The sequence below is a fragment of the Shewanella sp. BF02_Schw genome (genome assembly GCF_014596695.2).
Taxonomy (GTDB): Bacteria; Pseudomonadota; Gammaproteobacteria; order Enterobacterales; family Shewanellaceae; genus Shewanella.
In genome coordinates, this window is sequence record NZ_JABKAW020000004.1 from 216,370 (window position 1) to 242,412 (window position 26,043).

The window sequence follows — 26,043 nt, forward strand, 5'->3', positions numbered from 1 at the left end:
TATTAAATGAATATTGAAATTGAGACACATAACAATTACCAAGTAGTTAAGCTTTATGGCGAGGTCGATCTGAGCAACTCTCGCAGTATCAAACTCGACATCATAAAATTAATTAAGAGTAAAAATAACATCATTGTCGATTTCACCCACCTGCAATATATCGATAGTTCAGGCATGGCTTCACTGGTTGAAGCTTTCAATGAAGCCAGAGAGAATGACACTGAATTTCATATCGTTGGTGCCAATGGTTCACCGCTTCAAGTACTGCAACTAACCCGTTTAAACACGGTGTTTAACTTAGCTGATTCAGTAAGTGCTGTGAGTAACAATGGTTAACCCTATCATTACTGTAGAGCATTTGTTTGCCCAATATGGCGATACCCATGTACTCAAAGACGTCAATTTAGAGGTCAACCCCGGCGAAATTCTGGTGGTGATGGGCGGATCTGGTTCTGGTAAAAGTACCTTGCTTAACCATATGCTTGGGCTTAAAACCCCTACGTCAGGCACTATCATGATTGATGGTGTGAATATTTTCACGGCTAAAAATAAGCAATTACGTAACTTACGCAAAAAAATGGGCGTGGCTTTCCAAGGCGGTGCACTACTGAGTTCATTAACGGTGGCAGATAATGTCAGGTTACCTTTAGAGCACAACACTTCGTTGGATACCCAAACCATTGATATTATGGTGCGGATGAAGCTTGAATTAATGAACATGGCTGGAACAGGCCATCTAATGCCTTCGGAATTATCAGGCGGCATGCTAAAACGAGCAGGACTGGCTAGGGCCGTAATTATGGACCCTAAATTACTGTTTTTTGATGAACCTTCAGCAGGGCTTGATCCCACAACTGCAGTTGAACTTGACGAGCTTATTCTCACTTTGAGAGATGCCATGAACATGACCATAGTGGTGGTCACTCATGAGCTAGAAAGTGTGTTTAAAATTGCCGATCGCGTGGTGGTATTGTTTGCGGGTGAAGTGGTGGCGAATGGCACCGTTGATGAGATTAAAAACTCGCCAGATGAACGCATTCAAAACATGATCAACCGTCAACCGAACACTTACAGAGATGATGGTGAGGTTTATCTCAATCGTTTGTTAAATAAGGATGAAAAATAATGAATGCCTTGTTTAATTCAGTCAGTAACTTAGGTGCCGCAACGCGTAAAAATATTGAAAGTGTTGGCCTAGCAACATTATTTTTAATGCGTATCGTCAGCAGCCTATTCACTGGGCTGGTGTCATTTAAGCAAGTGATTAAGCAGATATATTTTATTGGTAATCGGTCTTTAATTGTCATTATTGTTGCGGCGCTCTTTACCGGTATGGTTGTGGCGCTGCAGTTTTACGATACCTTAGTGCGATTTGGTTCAGTGGATTTATTGGGTTCGGCAGTTGCCTTGAGCCTGATTAAAGAATTAGGTCCGGTGATGACAGCATTAATGGTAATAGCACGAGTTGGCTCTGCGACCTGTTCAGAAATTGGTATTATGCGTAACGAGCAACAATTTGATGCGCTTGATTGCATGGCGATTAACAGTTACCGCTATGTGATGCTGCCAAGACTGTTAGCGGCGTTGTTTTGTGTGCCTATGCTAACGGCCGTTTTTGACTTGGTGGGCATTGGCGGTGGCTATATCGTTGGAGTACACATTCAAGGAGAAAGTCCTGGTGCATATATTCAAGGTGTAATGGATACCATTAGCTTTAAAGATGTGCTGGTTGGTCAAATAAAGTCACTGGTATTTGGTTTGTTTATTATGTGGATACCTTTATATTACGGCTTTTATTTACACTTAAATCAAAAAAATATGGGCGCTGAAGGCGTCAGCAATGGCACCACTCAGGCGGTGGTAATGAGTGCAATTATTATGTTATTTAGTGACTATATCGTTAGCTCATTAGCGCTATAACTAGAGGTTTCAATGAAAAACAATTACGTCAATTTTCTCGTCGGCCTGTTTGTATTATTCGGGATTGGGGCCTTGGTATTTATGTCAATTACCATTGGTGGAGCATCGGTCACTAATAGTGGTAACTACACCTTAGTGGCTAAATTTGAAAATTCTTCAGGTTTAAAAGAAGGTGCCTTTGTCGAAATGTCAGGTGTACGTGTTGGATTAATTCAATCGATTAATTACGACCCTAAAGCGTATGAGTCAGTGGTTAAAATATCATTAGATAATGCGATTACCGTACCTGATGATTCGATAGCCTCTATTCGTACATCAGGTATTATTGGCGACAGATTTGTTAAAATATCTACCGGTGGTTCAGAAATAAACATGGCAGATGGTGAAGAGTTTATTGAAACAGAATCATCAATCAGCATCGAAGAGTTAATAAGCAAATATATGTTTAGTCAGGATAAATAATGAAATCAATAATTTTTTTAATCATGATGCTAGTGATGCCGTCTCTAGCTTTGGCGGCACAAGAACCAACAGAACGCGTTAAATTAGGTGTGACAGATATCATTAGTATCGCATCAAATAGCGCCTTGTCAGTCGAACAGAAAAAACAATCACTCAGTGATGTGATTGAAAAACACGTCGACATACAAGCCTCTGCACAACGAGTGTTAGGTAAGTATTGGAGACAGGCAAGCGATACCGAAAAACGTCAATTTATGGTGTTGTTAAAAGGCGTATTAGTCGATACCTATATTGTGTTGCTAGAACAGTATGATAATCAAACGGTTGATTACACCAATGAAACAATCAAGAAAAAGGTTTATGCATCGGTAGATACTGAAATTCATACCAAAGAAAATATCATTCCGGTTTCATATCAGCTTTATCAACGTAATAATGAATGGAAAATTTACGATTTTGTTGCTGAAGGTTTATCGATGATCCGTACCTTTAGTAACGACTATAAAAGTACTTTGAAAAAAAGCGGTGTCACTGGTTTGAATGAAGCCCTTGCTGCTAAATTAGCCCAAAAGTAAGGTTACCCTTGAATATTGATAGAGCATTAGCTAACAGCATTATTGATGAAACCTTATGGTTTAAAACCAATTTGGCAGTCACATTAAGTGAGTTTAATTATTACTTAATTAAAAAAAATGGCCAAGTCAGCTGTAATTTTTCATCCTTGTGTGATGAGCATTACACCCGGCTCTATCAACAATTTAAAGCATTGTCGTTACAACACAGTATTACGGAAATTGTGCCTCTAAAGGACGATGGTAAAGTGTGTTGGGTACTGCCTTTTGGTAAAGAATCGAGCTTATTTGACTGTATTATTCTGCTTAATTTACCTGCAGGAACTGAATCGCATCATGTTAGCTCGTTGTATTTTAGGCTTTTGTACCAGCTAAAAAGCTTCCAGTTTTCCGAAGCGTCATCACAACTTAACGCTGCCCAGGTGTGGATCCGCGATGAGATAGAAGAAATTTCGCGCTTGCAGCAATTGATGTTGCCAGACAAAGGTATCGTACTCAGCTCTGTTAAAATGGCTTATACCTATAAAGCGATGAAAGGTGCTGGTGGTGATTATTTAGACATTGTCGACCTTGGTAAAAGTCGCCCAGATGTCCAGGGTGATATCGGAATGATTATTGCTGACGTATCGGGTCACGGCCCTGCCGCGGCAGTAGAAACCGCCATGATAGATGCCATCTTACGCACCTTTGAACCGAAAGATTTAAACAGTAGTTCTTCTGAAGTGCTTAATTATATCAATCAACATTTTTTCACTAAAAAGCCTCGTGGCAGCTTTTTAACCGCTACAGTAATGCGTTATAACTTCCAAGAGAAAGAACTTATTTATGCTAATGCAGGCCATCCTCACGCCTATTTGAAAAAAGCCAACAGGCTGGTTGCCTTAGATCAAGGTGGCATTCCTATTGGGGTACTGCGTGAGCAAAATTGGGATACCTACCGGGTTAGTGTTGATGTAGGTGATATCTTATTTGTGTATACCGATGTGGTCATCGAAACGCAAAATGCCCACAAAGAATTATTTGGTTTCGATCGCTTAGAAAAAGCCATCAGCGCAGCACCCGATGAACCCGAAGCTATGCTGGAGTATCTGGAGCAGCAAATGAAACAGTTTTGCGGTTTTTCAGAGTTTCAGGATGATTTGACCATGTGCGCAATCCAGTTTATTTAAGCTAATTGAGTATTTAATCATTGAGAAGATGAAGATTGGGATGACGATATCCCGTTCTAGGACATCTCCAGTCACAGGTTTAATCGTTTTTATCAATAACTAAAAAGCCTTGAGTTAACGCTCAGGGCTTTTTTTATCTCACTGGTTTGTTGGGCTATTAAGCGGTTAATGCTTCAGCTGGGCCGAAGAATTCATAATGAATTTGGCTTGCTGGTACACCTAAGCTGGTGGCGATGGCCAATGCTGCTTTCATAAAACCGGTAGGGCCAAGCAGGTAAAATTCTACATCGCGGTCTGCAGGGAGTTGCTCTGCAATGATTGATGCATCAATAAACCCAGTGGCATGAGGTTGGCAGTGTTGTTCTGGTTGGCTGTAAACATACAAAGGTTTTATATGGTCATGTGTTGAGGCAAGTTGATCGACATGCTGTTTAAACGCATGGACATCACTATTTATGGCCGCATGAATAAAGCGAATATCGCGTCCTGAACCCGCTTCAGTATTGAGCATACTAATCGCAGGAGTAATACCGACACCGCCAGTCAATAATATTAACGGCTTGGTGTTTTTTCGTAAGATGAAATCGCCACTGGGTGCACGTAATTTCACTTTATCGCCTAACTGAATATTGTTATGTAAGTGATTTGAAACCACGCCATTAGGTTCACGCTTGACGCTAATTCTTAAGTAATCTTTGCCTGCCGCGTCAGATAGACTGTAGTTACGACGCATTGATACGCCGTCGATATCATCAAATACTAAGGTCAAAAATTGCCCAGCATCAAATTTTGGTAAGCCTTTATTATCAAAAGGTTGAAAGTAGAATGAGGTAATCACTGAGCTTTCATCTACACGTTTGACTAAAATAAAGTCACGCTCGCCACGCCAACCACCTTGTTGTTGCTCTTTAGCTGTATAAATTGATTCTTCCGCCGCAATCAATATGTTGGCTAATTGGCCGTAAGCCTTGGTCCAAGCATCAATCACTTCGTCTGTTGCAGCATCACCGAGTACGGCTTTAATGGCTTGTATTAAACAACTGCCAACAGCGTCATATTGTTCAGGTAAAATGCCTAATGCAACATGCTTTTGAACGATTTTACTAACGGCATCACTTAAATTGCCCAATTCATCAATATTGGCACCGTAAGCAATAACCGCATTTGCCAGTGCTTTAGGCTGAGTGCCTTTGGCTTGGTTAGTTTGATTGAAAAATGGTAATACTTCTGGATGCTGTGCAAACAGTAATGGATAAAAATGGCTGGTGATGTCATTAGCGTAAATTTGCAGAGCCGGAACGGTGGCTTTAATAATTTGAACAGTTGCAGTGTCTAACATTAATGATTTCCTTCTAGGGAGTAAAATAGCGATAAGCTTCAATCAATTACCTTGTCTACCCATACATTGCACAGAACACGCCAATATTTATCTAGCTGATTTAGCAGGTATAATTTTCATAAGGGTTAATTTGACCTAGATCAATATATATGTCAAATTAACCTAAATTGGGTTAATTTGACATATTATGAATATTGTTCCCTTTATCGACATTGTAGAAGACTTAAATCGTGACCTGATAAAATCGGAACGATACTTACGACTGATTTTAGCGATTCAGCGCGCTATACCATGTGACGTAGTGGCCTTGTTAAAACTTAAACATGATCATTTAGTCCCTGTGGCTGTTGTAGGGCTAAAGCAACAAGCCCTCGCTAGACAGTTTTCGATCAACCACCATCCACGCTTACAGCAAATTTTAGCTAACCCACATATTACCCGCTTTGATGCCGACTCAACACTGCCCGATCCCTACGACGGTTTAGTCGATGATGGTAGTGAACAATTGCACGTGCATGACTGCATGGGCAGTACCATTTATATCGACGGTAAAGCGTGGGGCGTTTTAACCTTAGACGCCATGAAAGCAGGTAGCTTTGATGCGCTTAACCCAACCGAAACCCGCGCTTATATTGCTGCTGTGGCCGCTGCGATTAGTACCAGTGAACATATTGAAGCATTAGAAGTGCAAGTTGAACGTAATCATCAAGTGGCGCAGTGCATGTTAGCGACTGCTGGACCGTCGAGTATTATTGGAAACAGTGTCGCAATTACGGATTTATTGTCTGAGATAAATACCGTTGCAGCCAGCGATCTATCGGTATTAATCACTGGCGAAACTGGCGTGGGTAAAGAGCTGGTTGCCAAAAGTATTCATCAGCAATCACGTCGCAGCGAGCAACTACTAGTACAAATTAACTGTGCTGCATTGCCAGAAAGCATCGTTGAAAGTGAATTATTTGGTCACGTAAAAGGCGCGTATTCTGGTGCGGTAAGTGACCGTCGCGGCCGCTTTGAATTGGCTGATGGTGGGACATTATTTTTAGATGAAGTGGGTGAGTTACCACTTGCGGTGCAAGCTAAGTTACTACGTGCGTTGCAAAACGGTGAAATTCAACGAGTCGGCAGCGATAATATTATCGTGGTGGATGTCAGAATTGTTGCCGCTACTAACCGTAATTTACAGTTAGAAGTCAAAGAAGGTCGCTTTAGGGCTGACTTATATCATCGCTTGAGTGTGTATCCTTTACCTGTGCCACCATTACGGGATCGTGGTAAAGACGTTATTTTACTGGCTGGCTATTTTTTAGAAAAAAACCAACATCAGCTTGGCGTCGCGAAACTGAGGTTACAGCAAACCGCCATTGATCAGTTAACTCAATACCATTGGCCTGGCAATGTGCGTGAGTTAGAACACTTACTCAGTCGAGCTGCGTTAAGGGCTATTAGCGAGCAAGGGCGTCATGCCAGTATCATTAACATAAGTCGTGTTCATCTCGGTTCAGAGTTTGTTGTGAGCCATACAGTAGCACCAGCAATAGCCGAGGTTGATAATATCAGCGACAGTAATGCCGCAGCTGCATTATCGCAGGTGTTAACCCTTGGACTACGTGATTCAACCGATGAGTACCAACGACAAATAATACAGACGGTATTAGCGACCGAAAGAGGTAATTTAGCCGCTGTTGCCAGAAGTTTACAGCTGGATAGAAGCAATTTAATCCGCACCATGCGTCGTTTAGGGCTTGATCCTAACGCGGCATATTAAGAATGATATCCAAAGAAGCCGTGACGTGAGCGGCTAATTATCTCGTCTGAAGCCATCTCGTTCTGCAGTAATGACGATTTGAGATTAATTAGAATATATTTTGTTATTTCAGTAATATATTCCGAAAAATTCTGGTCTATATACTGAGTGAAGTTGGATTAATTAGAGTTTCCTAAAGGATTAATGTTATGCAAAAAGGTTATGTAGGTAATATTTCGTTGGTGGTTGCCATCGTCGCAGTCGCGATTGCTGCTTTGATGGTTTTTGGCTCGTCACTGGGATTGTGGGACCCTATTGTCGGCTTTATGGCCAGTCGTAATTACAATAACCTGTTGGGTTATTTAGTGGTCGTGGTTGCGGTGCTGGCATTAGTGACCAGCTTTACCATTAAGCAAGACAGTAACGCTAAGGGCAAAGGCATATTAACCTCTACAATAGCGCTATTACTGGGCTTAGCTATATTGTCGCCGAGCATTATGGCGTTGGTTATCAAACCAGTGAAATACCCACCTATTCACGATATTACTACCAATACTCAATCACCACCGCAGTTTGAGTTTTTAACTGACAGCCGGGTTGGCGCTAAAAATAGTTTGGTATATGGCGGAGAAGAGATTGCCGCGCAGCAACTGCAAGCTTTTCCCAATATTCAACCAATTGCGTCAGACTTATCGGTAGAAGCGGCTTATCAAAAAGCATTAACTGTCGCTAAAACCATGGGCTGGACCATTGTCGCTCAAGACCCAAAAGCACTGCGCTTTGAAAGTACGGCAACAACGCCTTTTTTCAATTTTGCAGATGATGTTGTTATCGTCGTGTCTACACTAGAGCAGGGCAGTCGTATTGATTTACGCAGCGTGTCGCGGATTGGTATTGGCGATGCTGGTGTGAACGCAAAACGCATTCAAGAATTTAGTCAGCGGTTCTCTGAATAGTCTGAGTCTTGAATAAATTATGCAGCAGGTTTTAACCAATAAAAAGGAGCATAAAATGCTCCTTTTTATTAATGACGACAAAACGGTTAATTAACTTAAATGCTTAATTGAAGATACAGCTGCTAACGATTATTATGCTAAGTTTTGTGATGCGAGATATTTCTGACTTTAAATCAGCTCTTTAAATCAGCTCTTTAGCAGAACTGCCATTGTTTGTAGCCATCAATCAGTCGGTATCGCGCTTGATGGATATGATGCGAAAGTACAAAGCTGTCTCTCTATTTTACTCGCTTAAAAAGCTATCAAAAAATACATAACAAACAGCGCTATATTGATGCTCTAATTGATATAGGATGCTTATCATTTAACTGCAGTAAGTCCCAAAGATTGCCGTACAGATCTTCAAATACCGCCACTGTGCCGTAGTCTTGCTCTTGAGGCGGGCGCACAAACTTAATCCCATCAAGTTGCATGCGGTTATAGTCGCGCCAAAAATCGTCGGTATTCAAAAAAAGAAATACCCGTCCGCCGGCTTGGTTACCAATAAAATCATGCTGCTCCGGTTTAGATGCACGAGCTAGCAACAACGACACTCCGTTTGACCCCGGAGGCGACACCACAACCCAGCGTTTGTCTTGTTCTGCTTGATAGGTGTCTTCAATTAGATCAAACTTCAATTTATTAACATAAAAATCAATGGCTTCATCGTAATCATTCACCACTAGCGCGATGTGAACTATAGACTGTTTCATTATTATCCTTTGATAGCGTTGTAAATTAGCCAGTGAATTAGCCATTGAGTTAGCTAGTGAGTTAATGCAAATTTACTGTGCCGTCGATTATGCATTAATTAACCAGAACTCGGGATAATAAACGCCTCGCAAACAGCCTTTTTCCTTGCTAACTGCGTTATTTTTTACATCAGAAGACTTGCAATAGGCCAGCTATTGACGGGTTAATTCGTTTTGTTAGTAAAACAAATGACAAGTTTGAGAGTGGTTAATGGCTAAGCTTAATATCTTTATCATTCTATTCTCATCTCTACCCCTAGTTGAGGTTAATTCGATAGGTATGGAGATATTGACGCATAAAAAAAGCCACAGCAATGAACTGTGGCTTACTGATACTAGCGAGTCAGTGAATTCTAAATCGATTAGTTCTTTTTAGAATATTTTGCAGCTTCTTCACCCGCTAAGCGACCGAAGGTGATGATGTCTGAAATGGCATTACCACCTAAGCGGTTAGCACCATGAACACCGCCAGTCACCTCACCAGCACCATACAAGCCTGGGATAACCTGCTTCTTAGCATTCATGACTTCAGCTTTAGTGTCGATCATCACGCCACCCATAGTGTGGTGAACACCAGGTGTGACTTCGATTGCGTAGTAGTTACCTTCGTTAAGTGCGCGCGGTAGGTTTGGACGCTCAAAATCAGTGTCTTTACCGCTACTCACTAAGCTGTTGTAACGCGCAACGGTTTCAGTCAGTGCTTTGCCGTCAATACCTTCCATTTTACCTAATTTAACTAGGCTATCTGCCGTTGGTGCAACACCTAAACCAATATACTTATCAATTTTTGACAGTGATTTACGCACTGAATCATCAAAAATCAAATAAGCTGATTTACCGGTTTGCGCTAAAATAGCGGCAGACGCTTTATCACGAGTGGTAATTTCGTTAACGAAACGCTTACCTTCGCGGTTAACCAAAATCGCACCATTACCGCGTACCGCTTCAGTGACCATTACGCCACCTTTAACAGATAGTGTTGGGTGAGCTTGGATATACTGCATGTCTTTCAATGCGCCACCCGCATTTTCAGCCACATCCAGTCCATCACCTACAGCTCCAGGTTGGTTAGTAGAGATAAAGCCTTTTAGTGAAGGATCAAGTTTAGCCACGCGTTCGTTATTTTTAGCAAAACCACCCGTTGCTAAGATTACCGCATCGGCTTTCACCCAGTAGTAACCTTTATACATCCCCTTAACCAGAATACCTTTAACAGTGCCTTTATCATCTTTAAGCACTTCAATACCGCGAGTGTTCATGCGTAAGTCGATATTGCGTTTCACTGCATTATCATAAAGTACTTGAACGACATGGGCACCAACACCAGCACCACCAGTTGGACGGTGTGCACGGTTAACAGATGCGCCACCCATCATGCCAACATCGGTTAAATCGGCACCCATCGCGGTCAGCCAATCAACAGAGCCTTTAGAGTGCGAAGTTAACACTTCAACCAATGCAGGATCGTTTATGTTTTGGCCACCTTTCATGGTGTCTTCGAACATTAACTCAGGGCTATCAGTAATTTTTTTAGCTTTTTGTTGATCAGTCCAAGCAGCGTTCATGCCACCTGCAGCCAACTTAGCATTACCGCCAATAACAGGCTCTTTCTCTATAAGAATGACTTTAGCACCACTGTCTGTTGCAGATATTGCAGCAGAGAAACCTGCGCCGCCAGAACCGACAACCACTACGTCAACAGTGTCGTGTGGGGCGCTAGCAAGGGCCGCCTGACGTTCTGATTTATCTTTGGCCAATTCAGCAATAGTAGGTTCGTCACGTAGCCATTTTTTAGCATAAGGCATGTTGAAATCGAAGCTGTGGCAAGAGTCACAGTACACCATCGATTTTTCGTGTGCGCTGTGGCATGAGGTACAAGCTACTTCGCCTGGGAAATGGGAAGCATGAGCATTGTAATGTTCATGTTTTGTGGTTTCAGCTACTTCAGCAAGTGTGCCATGGCAAGATACACATTGGGCATTTTCATAGGTTAAGCTGTCGTTTGACAGTTCACCATCTGGTGTATGACAGCTATCACACTCTTGGTTTTGTACATGGAATTCAGCTAAGTTATCAGCGGCAACAGCATTGCCCATTAGGCCTGCTGTGCCCATTAATGTAGCAATACAGACTGCAAGATTGATCTTTTTCATTTTTGCTCCCCCTTCTATACGTAATGACGGTTTATTCATTAACGATAGAAGCCTCTTATTGTTTTAGTTAGGCTGAAGTGAAACTGACTTCACTTCACTTTAAAAATACGGTCCAAATTAGCATCGAGTTGGTCAGCTATTATGTTCGCTCAATGTAATCTTTGCCTAAGGGGGCGCAATCAACAACCAGATAACCAGAATAGAGGGCAGAAATGACAACTCAATCACAAGCCTAAAAATGCGCTATGCAAACATGCATAGCTATAAAGGGGTATATGCAATTTTGCATAGCTTATGTAGAGGTAGATCACATCGAGTTAACATCATAAGAAAACGTACATAATGATTTGCTAATTCGGGTAATGCTGCACAGTTTCAAGTGGAGAAAATAGGTAATATCGCGGCATGAAAACTCTATTGCTATTACTTATCATCATCACTATGCCTGTGCTCGCGCAAGACAGCATTGTCTTTGGCGTACACTCAAAAACAGCGCCATTAGAGTGGCGTAATAACGGTGTTGATCAAGGCTTTAATATCGAGTTGATGGATAGAATTGGCCAGCTGACCAATAAGCGCATTATTGTACGTCGAAAGAGTTTTCAACAATTGGTAAAAGATGTTCATGATCCTGACAGCGATATCGATGTGATTACTGTGGTTAGCCCGGTGAACATGGATCGCAAGTTAGCTCAATCTGATCCTATATATGCAACCCATGCTAAAGCTTATACCTTGCAGGGTAAGGCGTTAATAAACAATTGGGCAGATCTTGTTGGTAAGCGGGTAGCTATTAAAAATGGTGCCTTTGTTGATGTGTTTTTATCTGACCATCTGCAAAATTTCGACCGCGTGGATGTTGATTTGTATGAAACCGGTTTTCAATTACTGATAAAAAACCAAGTCGACGTGGTTATTGCCGAGAGTTTTGTTGCGCGGCGCTTACTTCCGCTATATCCATCGGTGCGAAGTTCCAGTGATGCGTTAATTTTCGGGGCATTTAATTTTGTCGCGAATGAGACAAAAACCGAACTGATGTACCAAATTAACGAGGCGCTTAGGCAGTTAAAATTATCGGGCGAATACGACAAACTGGTTAATAAATGGTTTGGCACCGGGCGTGAAAAAGTTGATTTAACCTCTTCCGAAAAGCGCATGTTTGCCCTCGCAATTTTAGTGGCGATTATGTCTGCTATTGGGATGATTTTCACCGGATTTATAAGCGCTAGTTTACGCCGTCATACTAAAGCGCTCGATGCCGAATTAATTCAACGAAAGCGGATTGAAGTTGAAATATCTGAATTGTCGCAACAGTTCCAATCCGTTCTCGATGGGCTTCCTAATGGCGTGACCATAGTAAACCAGGAACTCCAGCATTTATGGAGTAACGATAACAATATTCACCTGTTAGATTCAGATGGATTTTACTATATCGACAACGATGTTTTTAAGCTTAAAGCCGCAGTATTGGAGGTGTTATCGACCCAAAAATCGCTTACTGCCGACATGCGGTATCAGCAGCAATTTTGGCAATTACAAATTCATCCCATTGCCAACAATCAGGTGGTGATTCTACTTGAAGAATCAACCGAGCAGCATCGATTACGCCAAGCTAATGAAGAAGCCAGTCGTTTAGCTTCATTGGGAGAGTTGTCTGCGGGAATTGCCCATGAAATCAATAATCCAACCGGCCTTATTGTGCATGCTGTATCACTATTTACCGCGGCCATGAAAGACTTAACGCCTGCCGCTAAGCACTATCAGAAACAAAATCCTTTCTGGCTTATTGCTGGGCTAAATCCAGACATTGCGATAGAAGAGTTACAGTATAGTTGTGGCTCTATAGAAGAGGGTGCTAAACGTATCAGTCGAATTGTTAATGACCTAAAACGTTACGCCATGCCGCATATTGCCGATCAATATACCCGAGTGAGCTTAAATGATGTGGTTCAAGTGGCCCAGCGCCTCACCGCGAATCAAACAAAATCTCATCAGATCAGCACCATGTTATGTGACCCTAGCCCTTGCATTACAGGCGATGCTCAACAGTTACATCAGGTGTTAATTAACCTCATTCAAAATGCGTGTAATGCTTGCTCAACCCAGCCAGGGAGCATAGTGATAGACACACATGTTGCAAACAATATGGCCATCTTGAGTATCCAAGATAATGGCTGCGGGATGGGCAGTGCCACATTAAAGCGTATTACCGAACCCTTTTTTACCACTAGGCGCAACGAAGGTGGTAGCGGCTTAGGGTTATCGGTGTGCAGTAAAATAATTAAAGAACATCAAGGCGAAATGCAGATTCAGTCTACCTTAGGCAAAGGCACGCAAATTCGACTTATTTTTGCATTAGCACAACAGGATTAGCCCATGAAACTAGCCAGAAATATTCTGTTAATCGACGACGAAGCAGCATGGTTACGAACACTCGCGATAACTCTGAACCGTCTAGTTCCCGAAGCTGAAATTGACACTTGTGTCGACAGTCGCCAGGTGAGTAGTCGCTTACAGGTTGGCGACTATGCGCTAGTGCTAGTCGATCTCACCATGCCATTTCACTCCGGTGAAGAGTTATTAGCGATGATCCGCAGTGATTTCCCTAACACTCGAGTCATTATAGTGACAGGGGTAAATGAGGTTGATACAGCAGTTCGTTGCATTAAAAATGGTGCTTATGACTACTTTATCAAAACAGACAATGTCGATGAACTTGCTCGTACAGTTCGCCGCGCACTTGAAGTAGTCGGGCTTGAAAGAAACTACCTTTACATCAAAGAGAAATTTTTAAGCCGAACCTTAGATAACCCGCAAGCATTCAATAATATGCTGACTTGCGAGCCACAGCTATTAGATCAATTTCGCTATCTTGAAGCCGTATCGTGTAGCCCTGAACCCTTGTTAATTTATGGCGCCAGTGGAACCGGTAAAAGCGAGTTTGCTCAATCTTGCCATGCACTTTATAGCCCTAATGAACCCTTCGTTAGTATTAATCTTGCGGGTATTAGTTGCGAGTCATTTGAGCAAAAAATGTGTGGCCAACTGTATCATCACAATAATGGCGAGCTAGAAGCGGTTGCAGGTTTATTGCATCAAGTGGGCAGTGGGGTACTCTATCTTAACGACATTGGCACGCTACCACTGGATGCCCAAATTAAGTTATTAGCGCTGTTAGAAAGCAAACAATATTACCCTTTAGGTAGCGACACTGCCTATCCGGTAAAATGTAAGTTTGTGGTATCAACTCAAGATGATTTACTCAAGCTTCATCAAGCGGGCCAGTTTAGAAGCGATCTACTCTATCGTTTACGGGCACATAAAATTAAATTACCGCTGTTAGCTGAAAGGCAGTTAGATATTGCTATGTTGATCAATCATTTCATCGCCCTAGCCGCAGCAGAAATGAATCTGCCTGCGCCGATTCAACCAAGCGACTTAGCGTCAAAACTCGCCAGTTACAACTTTCCCGGTAATCTACATGAACTTAAAGGAATGGTCTTTGATGCTGTAAGCCGCAGCGATGGCATAGCGCTTAACACCTCTGCTTTTATGGAAGCCATTAATGAACACAAGTCATTGACTGCAACGCCGCAAGACCGAATTATCTTTCCCAAACAACTGCCCACCATTGCACAGATGAACCAAGCGTTAATGGACGAAGCCATGAGCCGTACCGCTAATAACCAAACTGCAGCAGCGCAAATACTGGGTATCAGCCAAAGTGCATTAAGTAGGCGACTTAAAGGGCATTAGATATTAATTTAAATACAACTTATTTATTATTAAAATATGTGAGCGGATATCTAGTTGAAAAGCGATTTTTACAACTATATCAAACCTCGTTGTAAATCGAGAAGGAAAAATGATCAAATGTATGTTTTATTCTACTTTATAGGTGTCTTCAATTAATCCCAATTTTAATTTATTTACATAAAACCCGATTACATCATAATCTATCAACTCATACTAGTTAGTGGTTGTGTTATTATTGTTTCGTTGAAGTATTTTTTATGTTTCATTTAAGTAGTTGTGATGTTTCTAATTAAGGCGCTAGTTTTAACGTTTATCTATAAGTTTTTAATTAATAACTTTTGATTTCAATCATATTTTTCACTTTAAATTTTGACATATTATTCGATTTGCATCCTTGCGCATCTTCCCTACCTAAAGGACAAGGAGAAAGTTCATTAAATAATGTTGTATTAATATTAAAAACCCCTTTTTCTTTGGCTAACATGCCTTTTTTCTTTAAGCTTCCCAGCATTAAGTCTAACTTTATAACGCTAATATGTAATATGTCAGCAATTTCTTCGCGGGTTAATTTTAAATTGATCGTAAGCCACTTTGATGAAAACGCTGTCTTTAAAGCGACGAGAATATCGAATAGAAACTTAATCAGTTTATCTTCTGGTGATGATGTTAATAAAAAAATAGCCAATGCAGTTTGTCTTTCTGTAAAATAGTTGGCATCAAACATAAAATGAGTAAAAAGCTCAATATCTTTTTTTATTAAGCCTTTAATCAAAGACTTATCGATAAGAATTATCTCGCTATCGCGAGCAACTTTAATGCTTTTACAGCAAGTACAATTGTCTTCTAATAATAAATGATAATCAGTCAACCTATTAGGGATGATGACATTCACAAATTTAGGTTTGGTGTAGTTGTTGGTCCTTTTTATATAAAATAACAATCCAGATTTTAAATATATAAAATTATTAAGTAAAATATCTTTAGAAATCAACTCTCCTTTCTTTAATGTTTTTAGCTCACCATTTTCTTTAATGAAATTCATTATTTCGGTTTTGACTACGTCAGGAAAGAATATAGTAGACCTGCTTTTTTTTTCAGAACTTAGAGACATAGCAAAAGCCATAAAGTAATACCTTAAATTTCCATTGTATTAAGCTGATATTCTAACATTCTAACATTTAGAACCAAACATTATATAACAAGTTAAAACCCTATTTATATCCAGGGCAACCGCATGAGTGTTCATTAATTAGCCATATCACTGAATCCAGCATTTAATACCGCTTCTAAGTATGCTGTTTTCATCCAGGCTCGTTTTTGTTTAGCTGGTATGCTTCCTTTTGAAGGTTCGCTTCTAAGCATATTCAATGCGACTTGGCGTAACATAGCCCAATTTTCAGCACCATGGTCTTGATAAATTTGGCAAGCATCTTCAGCTATACAGACATCTAACACCCAATGCAGGCTATTTTCTACAGCCCAGTGAGCACGCACCGCTTCAGCGAGTTGCTGCTCTGTCAGTTCAGCGGAACTGATATGGTAACGATACATGAGCTCAGGCGCTTTTCCTTTTTTCTGACGAAAGCTCATACTCATGCCAAGTGTTTGTAATTGAGGCCATTGTGAGAATTCTTCTTTAAACTGTTTGGCACTTAAGACATGGTAAACTCGCGCTTCGATACGACCATGTTGTTGCTCAAAGCTTAAGCCGCCTAGCGGGGCTTTACGTGTCTCAGAAAATGCTGTTTCTACAGCTTTATGTAGATTGCCCTGATTACTTTTTAGCGTAAATAAGTAATCGCCACCTTGCTCGACAATGTGCTCTGCAATGTTAACTTGGCAGCCCATGGCATCAATCGAAACCAAAGCACCTTCAATATCCAGAAGCTTTATCAGCTCCGGGATTGCAGTGATTTCATTGGACTTTTCAGAGGTCTTGACTTGCCCAAGAACGAGTTTGTTTTTACATGCAAACGCATTCACCATATGAATTGTTGATTGTCGGTTTCCACGTTGATAGGAGCCTCTCAATGTCTTGCCGTCTATCGCGATAAGTTGACCTTGCGTTATTTCATGCACGGCTTGTATCCACTTTATGAAACACAGCCTAAATTGCTCGGGGTCAATGCGTGAGATAGTCCTCGCGATGGTGTCATCGACAGGGACACCATCACTTAAATATCCATGCTGTTGAAACCAATCAAGATGACCATCAGCGTAATCACGGATCTCGCTCCAGCCCTCTGCTCCAGCGATAACACCACAGAGAGTAACAAATAAAATATCTTCGAGAGGATAAGTGATTTTAGCCGATTGACGAGTGTCGGTAAGCTCGCTGAAAAAGGTTGTGAAGGCTTCAAGGTACATAATTTACTCTCCTAAAAGAGAGTATAAGATCACAGCTAAGCCAAGGCGTCAAACAGATTATGTGTCAATATCAGCAGTTCAAAAAACGTTCACGATCTCACCCTGTATTTATATCCAACTTATGTGGTGTTTATCACATATTTCTTTTAGTTGTGATGCGTGACTGATAAGCAAATAAGGTTTGTTTTTTTGTTAAGTAAATCACATGTTATTTATCATTGTTTATACCTATATGTAGGTATTTGAACGCATGTTCTGATTAAATTGGCTCAATAGATTTATAGATGTTAACTGAAAACCAAATAGAGTCCCGGCTAGTTAGTATTGTTTATTTTGGATCTTAAGAATGAAAAATAAGTTTACGATTTTATTTTCTACAATAAATATAGAAACTTACTTTAATGAAGTAATTATTCAACAGGTAAAGACATGAAGGTAAAAAACTCAGATTTAAGGAGGTATTTAACAATGAGGTCTCTCTATCAACTCGCCATGCTCATTGGTTGCGGATTATTAGTAATGCAAAGTGCTCATGCATTACCGTGGGACGATTTAACCGCAGAGCAGTTAGATACAACATTACAACAAAAATTTACTGACGGGAAATATTCTCCTAAAGGGGCAGACTCTTGTCTTATGTGTCATAAAAAAAATGAAAAGGTGATGGATTTATTTAAGGGAACTCACGGAAAGGTCATTTCAGAGGCATCTCCAATGGCGGGCTTACAGTGTGAGGCATGTCATGGCCCACAAGGTAATCATAATCGCGGTGGTAAAGAGCCGATGATAGCTTTTGGTAAAGACAGCAAGCTATCTGCTCCAGCCCAAAATACTGTTTGCCAAGGTTGTCATAATGACCCTAAACAAATGGCGTGGCATACCAGTACTCATAACTTAGAAGAAATTGCTTGTAGTGATTGCCATACCATTCATACAGCGAAAGACCCCGCACTAGATAAATTGAGTGTGAATAACACATGTACCTCATGTCATACCCAACAAAAAGCGGATATGAACAAGCGCTCATCGCATCCAATGAAGTGGGACCAAATGACCTGTATTGATTGTCATTCTCCTCATGGCTCAATGAGCGAAAGCGCACTCAATAAACCAACGGTAAATGACACTTGTTATAGCTGCCATGCTGAAAAACGTGGACCTTTCTTGTGGGAACATGCTCCTGTAACAGAAAACTGCGTCTCTTGTCATAACCCTCATGGCAGTGTCAATGACAATATGCTTGAAAGCCGAGCACCACAATTATGTCAGCAATGTCATGCCAATGACGGTCATGCTAGCCGTGTTGTCCCAGAACCTGGTATTGATTCATTTGGTGGCGGCAAAAGTTGTTTGAATTGTCATAGCAAAATTCATGGTTCTAATCATCCTGCTGGCAGTTTGCTACAACGTTAATGGAGAGCAAGTTTATGTCATTTAAATTGAATCTGATCACCATATCCATGATAGCCATGTCATCACCTGTTATGGCTGCTAATTTTGCAGTTGGTAACGCAAACATGGATTCGGTGAATACAAAAAATTATGAGTGTAATCGTTGTATAAGTTCTGCGGGGTACCAAGGTGAGGTAACGCTTGCTGCGGGTTATAACGACATTAATGATATTCATGCGGCTAATGCCTTAGGTACTGACAATAACGGCGCTATTGCGGCAGTGAGTGGAAATATCAAATACCAAGGTGAGTCAGGCTATGAAGCGAAGATTCAAGCTTATCAGTTAGGTATGGATAATGGTTTTGCTCATCTATCTGGCGGTCAAGCTGGCTTGTATGAATTTAACTTAGATATTGATTCTATCAAAACCTATCAAGCTGGCGATGTTCAAAGTTCGCTTTGGCACAACAACGGTATGTTGACGCCTAGTGACAGTCTTAATGAATTTGACCTAAATCAACAACGTGAAAAAGTCGGTTTAGGGTTTGAATTTGATCAAGATTTCTATGGTGTATTTGTTAAATATAGCCAAGAAGATAAAACGGGTTACAAGTCTAGTAGCCTCGTATCACCCAGCCCAATAAATTTTGGTTTACCGACAGATTCTACCACTCAACAATTGGATGCTGGCATCCACTTGTCGGGTGATAACTGGTTAACTGAACTGAGCTACTTTGGCAGCTATTATGAAAACAACATCGACAATCTAAGTCTTCCATACGTTAATGACGTGTATTCGGCGACACCAGATAATCAAGCTCATCAAGTGTCGTTATCAGGTCAATATCAGCTCCACCGCACTGTGATGAATGGACGTATTGTCGCAGGACGTATGATCCAAGATGAAGATCTTATCCAAATGGCGGGTAATCCACTGCAAAATTGGGACGGTCAAATCGATACGCTAGACGGTCGTTTCGCTCTGACCTCAATGATAACTAATCGATTACGTTTAGGTGGCAGTATTGATTACACCAAGCGAGATAATCAAAGCTCTACCGCCGAGTTTGCTCAATATAACTTTAATAGTTTAACCGGCGCTTTTAGACAAAATACCCCTCGTGATTTGGAACGTAATACTTATAAAGTCAACGCAAGCTATCGTATCGCCAGCGGTTATCGCTTGCAAGCTGGTTATGATCGCAAAGACGTTGATCGTACTTTTAGTGACAGAGAACAAACCAATGACGATAACTTATGGATGAAGTTCAATGTTCGCGCACTAGATAACGTTAACGTTAATCTTAAAGTTGAGCATGCCAATCGCAGTGGATCTGAGTATGAAGCAAGCGACCTAACCTCATCTGAAAACAACAGCTTATTGCGTAAATACTACTTAGCAGATCGTGACCGCAATGCACTCGAATTCAAGATTGTGCATAACCCAACTGATTGGATGAATCTGGGTATCACAACTCGTTATGCCAAAGACGAATATGACGATACTAAAATTGGATTAACTGAATCAGAAGATTACGGATATGACGTTAATGTCAATATTCAATTTAATCAGTATATAGATGGTTATTTGTTTGGGAGTCAGCAATGGATTAACTCTAATCAAGCAGGCAGTCAAAGCTTTAGTTCATCTGATTGGCAAGACGATATTGAAGATGAATTTATCAATATAGGTACGGGTTTAAGCTACAGCGGTTTAATGCAAGACCGTCTGATAGTAGGGATCGATTATCTATTCAGTAATTCCATTAGTGACACCCTAGTTCACAGCTACGTTGGCTCTACAGATACGCGTAGCACTTACGGCGATTATTATTCATATAGTCACAGTGCCAGCATGTATGCAGATTATGCCCTAAATGAGCAAATGGCACTTAAATTAACTTACCGCTATGAACGCTATTTCGATACTGATGCAGCCAACGTAGGGGTCAATGATATTGCAGGGATGATTACCTTGGGTGATATCAATCATAACTACAACGCACACCAGGTGATGTTGGCGTTTACCTACAAATTGCGCTAAGACGCATCGTTCATGCTACGAGAGGATATATCTATGGAACGTAGAAGTTTTTTAAAAGCAAGTGCCGCACTGAGCTGTGTTGCAACTGTTACTGGTTGTAACACAAGTTCTGATGATGCCAATGTCATACCTCCGACACCGCCAGTCAGTGATGAAACCATTACTTGGTCTGCGTGTTTAGTTAACTGTGGTTCAAATTGTCCTGTTAAGGTATTTAGCAGCGATGGGATTATCACGCGTGTTGAAGCGGATAACGAAACGACTGACGAGTATGGTGTTAATCATCAAATTCGCGCTTGTGCTCGTGGCCGCTCTTTACGACAACGCACTTATGCTGCCGATCGTTTAAAAACACCGATGAAACGTGTTGGTAAGCGTGGTGAAGGAAAATTTGTACCCATAAGCTGGGATGAAGCAGCATCCACTATTGCAAGTGAATTACAACGTATTGCAAATGAATACAGCAATAAGTCCATATTAAAGATATATGGTACAGGTGCTTATTATGGATTCTCTAGCTCAAGTTGTTTTAATCGTGTGTTAAATCTCAATGGTGGTTTCCTGAATATTTATGGTAACTATTCGTGGGCACAACAAACTGAAGCTGCCGCTGCAACAGGGTTTAGTAGTACTTCAGGCTCTAACTTGCTAGCACTAAATGATAGTGATTTATTTATTGGCTTAGGCTATAACCCCAGTGAGATGCGTCAGTCTGGATCTGGTGAAGGTTATGACTTTTTAAATGCACTGCAAAAGAACAATGGTTTAGAAGTGATCATGATTGATCCTCGATATACCGACTCAATGGCTGGGAAGGAGGATAACTGGTTCCCAATTCGTCCAGGTACTGATGCAGCGCTATGTGAAGGTATTGCCTATGAAATGATTAGCTCTGGTTGGGTAGATAACCATTCTAAAAACTTTCTAGATAAATTCTGTGTTGGTTACGATAAAGAATCCTTAATTAATTTAAAAGCTGAATTCGAAATCTCTGAAGATCCTGAAAAAAAAGCATATATCCCATACATTAATCCTAATGATAATTACAAAGATTATATTTTAGGTGAGGGTACGTTTATTTCAACTGGCCCTAAAACACCGAGCTGGGCAGCTAAGATCTGTGGTATTTCTGAAACACATATTAAATCAATTGCGACAAAATTGATGAATGCTCGTGCCCCATTCATTGTTGCTGGTGCAGGTATAAACCGGCATGCGAATGGTGAACAAGCCATGCGATCTTGCTACATGTTATCTTTCTTAACGGGTAAGGTTGGTCAACCAGGTGTAAGTAATGGTGCTCTTCCAAGTCAAGGAAGTCTCAGCCGAAGTGGAATGTCTGGCTTATCTAACCCGATCAAAGAATCCATTTCTTGCTTCACTTTTCCTGACGCAATAGAACGTGGTCATGAAATGACCACTCGAAAAGACGGGATTAGAGGAACTGCTGACTTAGATACGCCATTGGGCGCTGATACAAAAGCAATTTTCGCGATTAATTCTAATGCGTTAATTAATCAACATTCAGATTCTAATGGCATAGCTAAAATTCTTGAAGATGAAACTAAATGTGAACTCATCGTCGTTTGTGACTGTTGGATGACATCATCAGCTAAATTCGCTGACATTCTACTCCCAGATACCTCTTGGTTAGAGTCAAACGATTTAGTGAATGACAGTTATGCTTCGGGCATCATGGGCTACTTAGTTGCGATGAAAGCCGCCATTAAGCCGTTATGGGAATGTAAATCAATGTACGATATGTGTGCTTTGATTGCTGAGAAAATGGGTAAACTTGGCGAGTACACAGAAGGTAAAGATGAGGCCGGATGGTTAACTGAGCTTTATGAAAAAACGCGTACAAATAGTAATAATGCTAATGCAATTCCTCCTCTTCCTAGTACGTATGAAGAAGCACAAGCACAAGGCGTCTTCCGTGCATTTGATGGTAAAACTGTCGTTGCATTAGAAGACTATATAAATGGCACCGATACGCTAAATACTCCATCAGGGAAAATCGAAATTTTCTCACTTGAGTTAGCTCAAAAGGGTACAGACTGGGAATTTGATAGCACAGTAAAAGGCAATTACATTACTAGCATACCTATGTACCAAGCGACTTGGGAAGGTTATGAGGACAGTGAAACATCAGAGGATTATCCATTTCAATTAGTGGGTTATCATACAAAAGGTCGTACTCACTCTAGTTATCATAATGTTCCTTGGTTACGTGAAGCTGTTGAAGATGCCGTTTGGATGAATCCTGCAGATGCCTACAAGCAAGGCTTAACTCAAGGATCAAAAGCCCTTATTTGGAGTCAACGCGGTACTATTGAACTCCCAGTTAGAGTAACTCCTCGTGTTGCGCCAGGTGTTCTCGCTCTTGGCCAAGGAGCTTGGTACACACCAGATCCGACGGGCAGAGTAGGACCATCAGGGCATATTATCGACATTGGTGGATGTATTAATACACTGACCCGTTACCAACCTAGCCCTTTGGCAAAAGGTAATCCACAGCACACAAATCGCGTACAAATTGCTAGCGCTTGATGGAGTAATTAAAAATGACAGAACAAACTCAATATGGTTTTTATTTAGATACCACCAAGTGCACAGGTTGTAAAGCGTGTCACATATCTTGTAAAGATAGACAAGGTGATATTATTCGCAAAACTAATCCAATTGAACAAGGTGTACCGGCATTAGAAGGTATTAACTGGCGCCGAGTATATGAATATGGTGGTGGTGATTGGTCTACTAATGCTGACGGTAGTTTCGAGCAAAATGTTTTCTCTTATTACACCTCTATTAGCTGTAATCATTGTAACGAGCCTGTATGTGTAAAAGCATGTCCTACTGGTGCCATGCATAAGCGTCGTGAGGATGGGTTAGTTCTTGTTCATACAGACTTATGTATTGGTTGTAATAGTTGCGCTGAGGCTTGCCCATATGACGCTCCACAATTAGATCCCCAACGGAAAGTAATGACTAAGTGTGATGGTTGTTACGATAGATTAGCACAAGGAAAGCAGCCCATTTGTGTTGGTTCATGCCCATTACGTGCATTGGATTTTGATACGATGGAAAACTTACGTGCTAAGTATGGTAATGGCGACGGACATATAGCACCACTACCACCACAAAGTATTACCTCACCAAACTTGATCATAAAAGCAAACAAGAACGGTGGCCGCCAAGGTGAAGTGTTGAACTACTCTGAAGTTTAATACTAATCATTAAGTATGATGCCCCCATGGGCATCATACTATATAAAGGAAGGCATAATGACCGACACAACAACGAATATATATCTTGAACTTCATGCTATTGCTCGCTTATTACATAATGTGTTTTTAGATTATCCGACTGTAGATTCTATCCAGTATTTCAATGATAACCAGCTTGATAAAAACTGGCCAGTATTGATAGGATCTGAAGCGAACCAAAAAGGTAAGGTTTTATTAAGTCAATTTATATCGCAATGGCAACCAGACCAAATTAACGAAGTGAAACTGGATTATGGCCAATTATATTTTGGACCCGGAGAACCTAATGCAATGCCATGGGGCTCGGTATATTTAGGTGAGCAACAAATTCTTAATGATCAATCCACCATTCAATTGATGAGTTTTTATAAAAAGTTTGGTATTAGCTTTGACTTAAAGTACAACCAACCAATAGATCATATTTCTCTATTCTATTCAGTAATCGATCAGCTGTTACAGCAATTATTAGATGAACCCAATAACAAATTGGCAAAAGAAGCATTAATCATATTATTACAGCAACATATGCTGCCATGGTCTGGGCGCTGCCATGAGTTAGCAATTGAATATGCACAAACTGATTTTTATAAGGCTATTGCTCTGCTTTCCCAAGATTTTGAATCAGTACTTGCTTCCACCATGAATGTGGTGCCTATGCCAATGCGTTTATTTCGTTAAATAAGGTGTTTAATATGAATGTGATTAGGTCTGTTTCAGAACAATGGCATAAAGCAGAGTTTGCTCACCAATTACATATCTATTTAAGTCAAGAGCAAGTTATCAACGATTTATTCGTGGGTGCGACAAATAAAGCTACTATATGTAATATTATTGCAGCCATGATTGAGTCACCGATAAAACTACATGATGAAAAATATAAAATAGATCAAAATTCAATTTTCGATTGTTTTTTTCAATGTTTTCATTTGCTTTTTATTAAAGAAGTTAAACATCACAGTTTGACCCAAGCTGAACAGTTAATTCTATCTATTTCAGTTTATTTCGCCAATAAGATAAATCAACAACCAGACAGTGTTGATATAAGTGATCTTCAAAAGAGTGCTCATATTATTACAGCAATGTCTCGGCTTGAAATAGTTCGTAAAGAACATCGTAAATCACAATGTAATATGGGTTGAAGTTGATCTTTTTACTTAGTCATAAAAAACTTTTCTACGATAGAAGTTTCGTGTAGTTAATAAAACACGAAAGTCATTTAAGTTCAATTAGTGTTAGAAATCTCAATCACTCTTCGTTACTTAATTATTAGCGTTGAAGTGCATGCAATTAGAAGCTGACTCATAGAGTTGATTCATTTTATAAAAAATAGGAAATAGAAAATTATGGAATTTTTACGAACTGATGATAGTTACTTTGTTAATTTACCAGGCTATCAGTTTACACCTAATTACCTATTAGTGGACGATAGTGAAGGAGGCCAGTTACGGATTCATTATCTTGATGAAGGAGACAAAGATGCTGCGCCAATATTATTACTACATGGAGAACCTTCATGGAGTTTTTTATATCGTAAAATGATCCCGATCCTTGTTGCAGCAGGTCATCGAGTTATTGTCCCAGATCTTATTGGATTTGGCCGTTCAGATAAACCAAGTCAACGTTCTGATTATACCTATCAACGTCATGTAGATTGGATAAAATCATTCGTTTTACAACTTGAATTAACCAACATTACTTTGGTATGCCAAGACTGGGGCGGCTTAATCGGGCTGCGTATGGCAGCTGAAGATATTCCGCGCTATACCGGTATTGTTGCAGCAAACACCATGTTACCCACAGGTGATGAAGAAACTAATGATGCATTTATGCAATGGTTTAATTACTCGCAAGAAGTAGTACATTTCCCTACAGGACAGATGATAAATGGTGCATCTGTTTCAAATTTATCAGATGAAGTTATTGCTGCATATGACGCGCCATTCCCTGATGAAACATACAAAGCTGGTGCTCGTGAATTTCCCTTGTTAGTGCCTATTACGCCTGATGATCCAGCAACACTGAAAAACCGTGCAGCATGGAAAGTATTATCTCAATGGGAAAAACCTTTTTTGACAGCGTTTAGCGACTCAGATCCTGTCTCTTGATCA

Annotated in this window: 22 protein-coding genes; 17 read left to right on the forward strand and 5 right to left on the reverse strand. The window is 40.5% G+C overall.

Translation table 11 applies throughout. The annotated features are described in order from the left end of the window. The first annotated feature begins 6 nt into the window (after nt 1-6). The 6 genes from HNW13_RS16255 to HNW13_RS16280 are packed head-to-tail and all read left to right on the forward strand — an operon-like array spanning nt 7 to nt 4,123. Nucleotides 7-336, forward strand: a complete 330-nt coding sequence (locus tag HNW13_RS16255) for an STAS domain-containing protein (protein WP_011639120.1) — start codon at nt 7-9, stop codon at nt 334-336. Then, nucleotides 329-1,126 carry an ATP-binding cassette domain-containing protein gene (locus HNW13_RS16260; protein WP_101084985.1) on the forward strand — a complete coding sequence of 266 codons (798 nt, stop codon included), beginning with the start codon at nt 329-331 and terminating at the stop codon, nt 1,124-1,126. Before HNW13_RS16255 ends, HNW13_RS16260 begins: the two co-directional genes overlap by 8 nt. Further along, a complete protein-coding gene (locus tag HNW13_RS16265) occupies nt 1,126-1,920 on the forward strand; it encodes an ABC transporter permease (RefSeq protein WP_162024038.1) in 795 nt (264 codons plus the stop codon). The genes HNW13_RS16260 and HNW13_RS16265 overlap by 1 nt, the downstream gene beginning before the upstream one ends. 12 nt (nt 1,921-1,932) lie before the next feature. Next, nucleotides 1,933-2,382 (forward strand): outer membrane lipid asymmetry maintenance protein MlaD, encoded by a 450-nt coding sequence (mlaD, locus tag HNW13_RS16270; protein ID WP_101084987.1) that lies wholly within the window; start codon nt 1,933-1,935, stop codon nt 2,380-2,382. After that, nucleotides 2,382-2,957: an ABC transporter substrate-binding protein gene (locus tag HNW13_RS16275; RefSeq protein ID WP_101084988.1), complete on the forward strand. Its 576-nt coding sequence runs from the start codon at nt 2,382-2,384 to the stop codon at nt 2,955-2,957. The genes mlaD and HNW13_RS16275 overlap by 1 nt, the downstream gene beginning before the upstream one ends. 8 nt (nt 2,958-2,965) lie before the next feature. Next, nucleotides 2,966-4,123 (forward strand): PP2C family protein-serine/threonine phosphatase, encoded by a 1,158-nt coding sequence (locus HNW13_RS16280; RefSeq protein WP_192114065.1) that lies wholly within the window; start codon nt 2,966-2,968, stop codon nt 4,121-4,123. 157 nt (nt 4,124-4,280) lie between these two features. On the opposite strand, the gene hmpA is transcribed toward HNW13_RS16280, so the two are convergent. Continuing rightward, nucleotides 4,281-5,462: an NO-inducible flavohemoprotein gene (gene hmpA / locus HNW13_RS16285; RefSeq protein ID WP_192114066.1), complete on the reverse strand. Its 1,182-nt coding sequence runs from the start codon at nt 5,460-5,462 to the stop codon at nt 4,281-4,283. Nucleotides 5,463-5,649: 187 nt separating this feature from the next. On the opposite strand from hmpA, the gene norR reads away from it, so the two are divergent. Both norR and HNW13_RS16295 read left to right on the forward strand, forming a co-directional pair. Next, nucleotides 5,650-7,230, forward strand: coding sequence for a nitric oxide reductase transcriptional regulator NorR (gene norR / locus HNW13_RS16290; RefSeq protein ID WP_192114067.1), 1,581 nt, complete (start codon nt 5,650-5,652; stop codon nt 7,228-7,230). A gap of 188 nt (nt 7,231-7,418) precedes the next feature. After that, entirely contained in the window at nt 7,419-8,165 is a 747-nt protein-coding gene (locus tag HNW13_RS16295) for a DUF1499 domain-containing protein (protein WP_194956023.1), read from the forward strand. 326 nt (nt 8,166-8,491) lie between these two features. Here the strand turns inward: HNW13_RS16295 and HNW13_RS16300 are convergent, their stop codons facing one another. Both HNW13_RS16300 and HNW13_RS16305 read right to left on the reverse strand, forming a co-directional pair. Next, nucleotides 8,492-8,917 (reverse strand): VOC family protein, encoded by a 426-nt coding sequence (locus HNW13_RS16300; RefSeq protein ID WP_182743788.1) that lies wholly within the window; start codon nt 8,915-8,917, stop codon nt 8,492-8,494. A gap of 401 nt (nt 8,918-9,318) precedes the next feature. Then, a complete protein-coding gene (locus HNW13_RS16305) occupies nt 9,319-11,109 on the reverse strand; it encodes a flavocytochrome c (protein ID WP_182743789.1) in 1,791 nt (596 codons plus the stop codon). 405 nt (nt 11,110-11,514) lie between these two features. Between HNW13_RS16305 and HNW13_RS16310 the strand changes: the two genes are divergently transcribed. Together HNW13_RS16310 and HNW13_RS16315 are read left to right on the forward strand one after the other, a co-directional pair. Next, a complete protein-coding gene (locus HNW13_RS16310; protein WP_192114068.1) occupies nt 11,515-13,482 on the forward strand; it encodes an ATP-binding protein in 1,968 nt (655 codons plus the stop codon). A gap of 3 nt (nt 13,483-13,485) precedes the next feature. Continuing rightward, the gene (locus tag HNW13_RS16315; RefSeq protein ID WP_192114069.1) at nt 13,486-14,865 is read left to right on the forward strand and encodes a sigma 54-interacting transcriptional regulator; all 1,380 of its coding nucleotides are present in this window, start codon (nt 13,486-13,488) and stop codon (nt 14,863-14,865) included. A 328-nt stretch (nt 14,866-15,193) separates the two neighbouring features. Here HNW13_RS16315 and HNW13_RS16320 read toward each other — a convergent pair whose 3' ends face one another. Together HNW13_RS16320 and HNW13_RS16325 are read right to left on the reverse strand one after the other, a co-directional pair. Continuing rightward, nucleotides 15,194-15,988, reverse strand: coding sequence for a Crp/Fnr family transcriptional regulator (locus tag HNW13_RS16320; RefSeq protein WP_192114070.1), 795 nt, complete (start codon nt 15,986-15,988; stop codon nt 15,194-15,196). A 122-nt stretch (nt 15,989-16,110) separates the two neighbouring features. Further along, nucleotides 16,111-17,232 (reverse strand): ISAs1 family transposase, encoded by a 1,122-nt coding sequence (locus HNW13_RS16325; protein WP_192114071.1) that lies wholly within the window; start codon nt 17,230-17,232, stop codon nt 16,111-16,113. 519 nt (nt 17,233-17,751) lie between these two features. On the opposite strand from HNW13_RS16325, the gene HNW13_RS16330 reads away from it, so the two are divergent. The 7 genes from HNW13_RS16330 to HNW13_RS16360 all read left to right on the forward strand — a co-directional run bounded on the left by HNW13_RS16330 (nt 17,752) and on the right by HNW13_RS16360 (nt 26,040). Continuing rightward, entirely contained in the window at nt 17,752-18,645 is an 894-nt protein-coding gene (locus tag HNW13_RS16330) for a DmsE family decaheme c-type cytochrome (RefSeq protein ID WP_279575208.1), read from the forward strand. A 14-nt stretch (nt 18,646-18,659) separates the two neighbouring features. Beyond that, nucleotides 18,660-20,669 (forward strand): MtrB/PioB family decaheme-associated outer membrane protein, encoded by a 2,010-nt coding sequence (locus HNW13_RS16335; RefSeq protein WP_192114072.1) that lies wholly within the window; start codon nt 18,660-18,662, stop codon nt 20,667-20,669. Nucleotides 20,670-20,702: 33 nt separating this feature from the next. Beyond that, nucleotides 20,703-23,219, forward strand: coding sequence for a DMSO/selenate family reductase complex A subunit (locus tag HNW13_RS16340; protein WP_192114073.1), 2,517 nt, complete (start codon nt 20,703-20,705; stop codon nt 23,217-23,219). A gap of 14 nt (nt 23,220-23,233) precedes the next feature. Next, nucleotides 23,234-23,896 carry a DMSO/selenate family reductase complex B subunit gene (locus tag HNW13_RS16345; protein ID WP_011639098.1) on the forward strand — a complete coding sequence of 221 codons (663 nt, stop codon included), beginning with the start codon at nt 23,234-23,236 and terminating at the stop codon, nt 23,894-23,896. A gap of 57 nt (nt 23,897-23,953) precedes the next feature. After that, nucleotides 23,954-24,613: a molecular chaperone TorD family protein gene (locus HNW13_RS16350; RefSeq protein WP_192114074.1), complete on the forward strand. Its 660-nt coding sequence runs from the start codon at nt 23,954-23,956 to the stop codon at nt 24,611-24,613. A gap of 14 nt (nt 24,614-24,627) precedes the next feature. Continuing rightward, nucleotides 24,628-25,074 carry a hypothetical protein gene (locus HNW13_RS16355; RefSeq protein WP_192114075.1) on the forward strand — a complete coding sequence of 149 codons (447 nt, stop codon included), beginning with the start codon at nt 24,628-24,630 and terminating at the stop codon, nt 25,072-25,074. A 204-nt stretch (nt 25,075-25,278) separates the two neighbouring features. After that, entirely contained in the window at nt 25,279-26,040 is a 762-nt protein-coding gene (locus HNW13_RS16360; protein WP_347813092.1) for a haloalkane dehalogenase, read from the forward strand. The last annotated feature ends 3 nt before the right edge of the window (nt 26,041-26,043 follow it).

Bases quoted from the DNA above. Each gene is read 5' to 3' on its own strand.
- HNW13_RS16255 (WP_011639120.1), top strand. From the start codon at position 7: ATGAATATTGAAATTGAGACACATAACAATTACCAAGTAGTTAAGCTT.
- HNW13_RS16260 (WP_101084985.1), top strand. From the start codon at position 329: ATGGTTAACCCTATCATTACTGTAGAGCATTTGTTTGCCCAATATGGC.
- HNW13_RS16265 (WP_162024038.1), top strand. From the start codon at position 1,126: ATGAATGCCTTGTTTAATTCAGTCAGTAACTTAGGTGCCGCAACGCGT.
- mlaD (WP_101084987.1), top strand. From the start codon at position 1,933: ATGAAAAACAATTACGTCAATTTTCTCGTCGGCCTGTTTGTATTATTC.
- HNW13_RS16275 (WP_101084988.1), top strand. From the start codon at position 2,382: ATGAAATCAATAATTTTTTTAATCATGATGCTAGTGATGCCGTCTCTA.
- hmpA (WP_192114066.1), bottom strand. From the start codon at position 5,462: ATGTTAGACACTGCAACTGTTCAAATTATTAAAGCCACCGTTCCGGCT.
- norR (WP_192114067.1), top strand. From the start codon at position 5,650: ATGAATATTGTTCCCTTTATCGACATTGTAGAAGACTTAAATCGTGAC.
- HNW13_RS16295 (WP_194956023.1), top strand. From the start codon at position 7,419: ATGCAAAAAGGTTATGTAGGTAATATTTCGTTGGTGGTTGCCATCGTC.
- HNW13_RS16300 (WP_182743788.1), bottom strand. From the start codon at position 8,917: ATGAAACAGTCTATAGTTCACATCGCGCTAGTGGTGAATGATTACGAT.
- HNW13_RS16305 (WP_182743789.1), bottom strand. From the start codon at position 11,109: ATGAAAAAGATCAATCTTGCAGTCTGTATTGCTACATTAATGGGCACA.
- HNW13_RS16310 (WP_192114068.1), top strand. From the start codon at position 11,515: ATGAAAACTCTATTGCTATTACTTATCATCATCACTATGCCTGTGCTC.
- HNW13_RS16315 (WP_192114069.1), top strand. From the start codon at position 13,486: ATGAAACTAGCCAGAAATATTCTGTTAATCGACGACGAAGCAGCATGG.
- HNW13_RS16320 (WP_192114070.1), bottom strand. From the start codon at position 15,988: ATGGCTTTTGCTATGTCTCTAAGTTCTGAAAAAAAAAGCAGGTCTACT.
- HNW13_RS16325 (WP_192114071.1), bottom strand. From the start codon at position 17,232: ATGTACCTTGAAGCCTTCACAACCTTTTTCAGCGAGCTTACCGACACT.
- HNW13_RS16330 (WP_279575208.1), top strand. From the start codon at position 17,752: ATGCAAAGTGCTCATGCATTACCGTGGGACGATTTAACCGCAGAGCAG.
- HNW13_RS16335 (WP_192114072.1), top strand. From the start codon at position 18,660: ATGTCATTTAAATTGAATCTGATCACCATATCCATGATAGCCATGTCA.
- HNW13_RS16340 (WP_192114073.1), top strand. From the start codon at position 20,703: ATGGAACGTAGAAGTTTTTTAAAAGCAAGTGCCGCACTGAGCTGTGTT.
- HNW13_RS16345 (WP_011639098.1), top strand. From the start codon at position 23,234: ATGACAGAACAAACTCAATATGGTTTTTATTTAGATACCACCAAGTGC.
- HNW13_RS16350 (WP_192114074.1), top strand. From the start codon at position 23,954: ATGACCGACACAACAACGAATATATATCTTGAACTTCATGCTATTGCT.
- HNW13_RS16355 (WP_192114075.1), top strand. From the start codon at position 24,628: ATGAATGTGATTAGGTCTGTTTCAGAACAATGGCATAAAGCAGAGTTT.
- HNW13_RS16360 (WP_347813092.1), top strand. From the start codon at position 25,279: ATGGAATTTTTACGAACTGATGATAGTTACTTTGTTAATTTACCAGGC.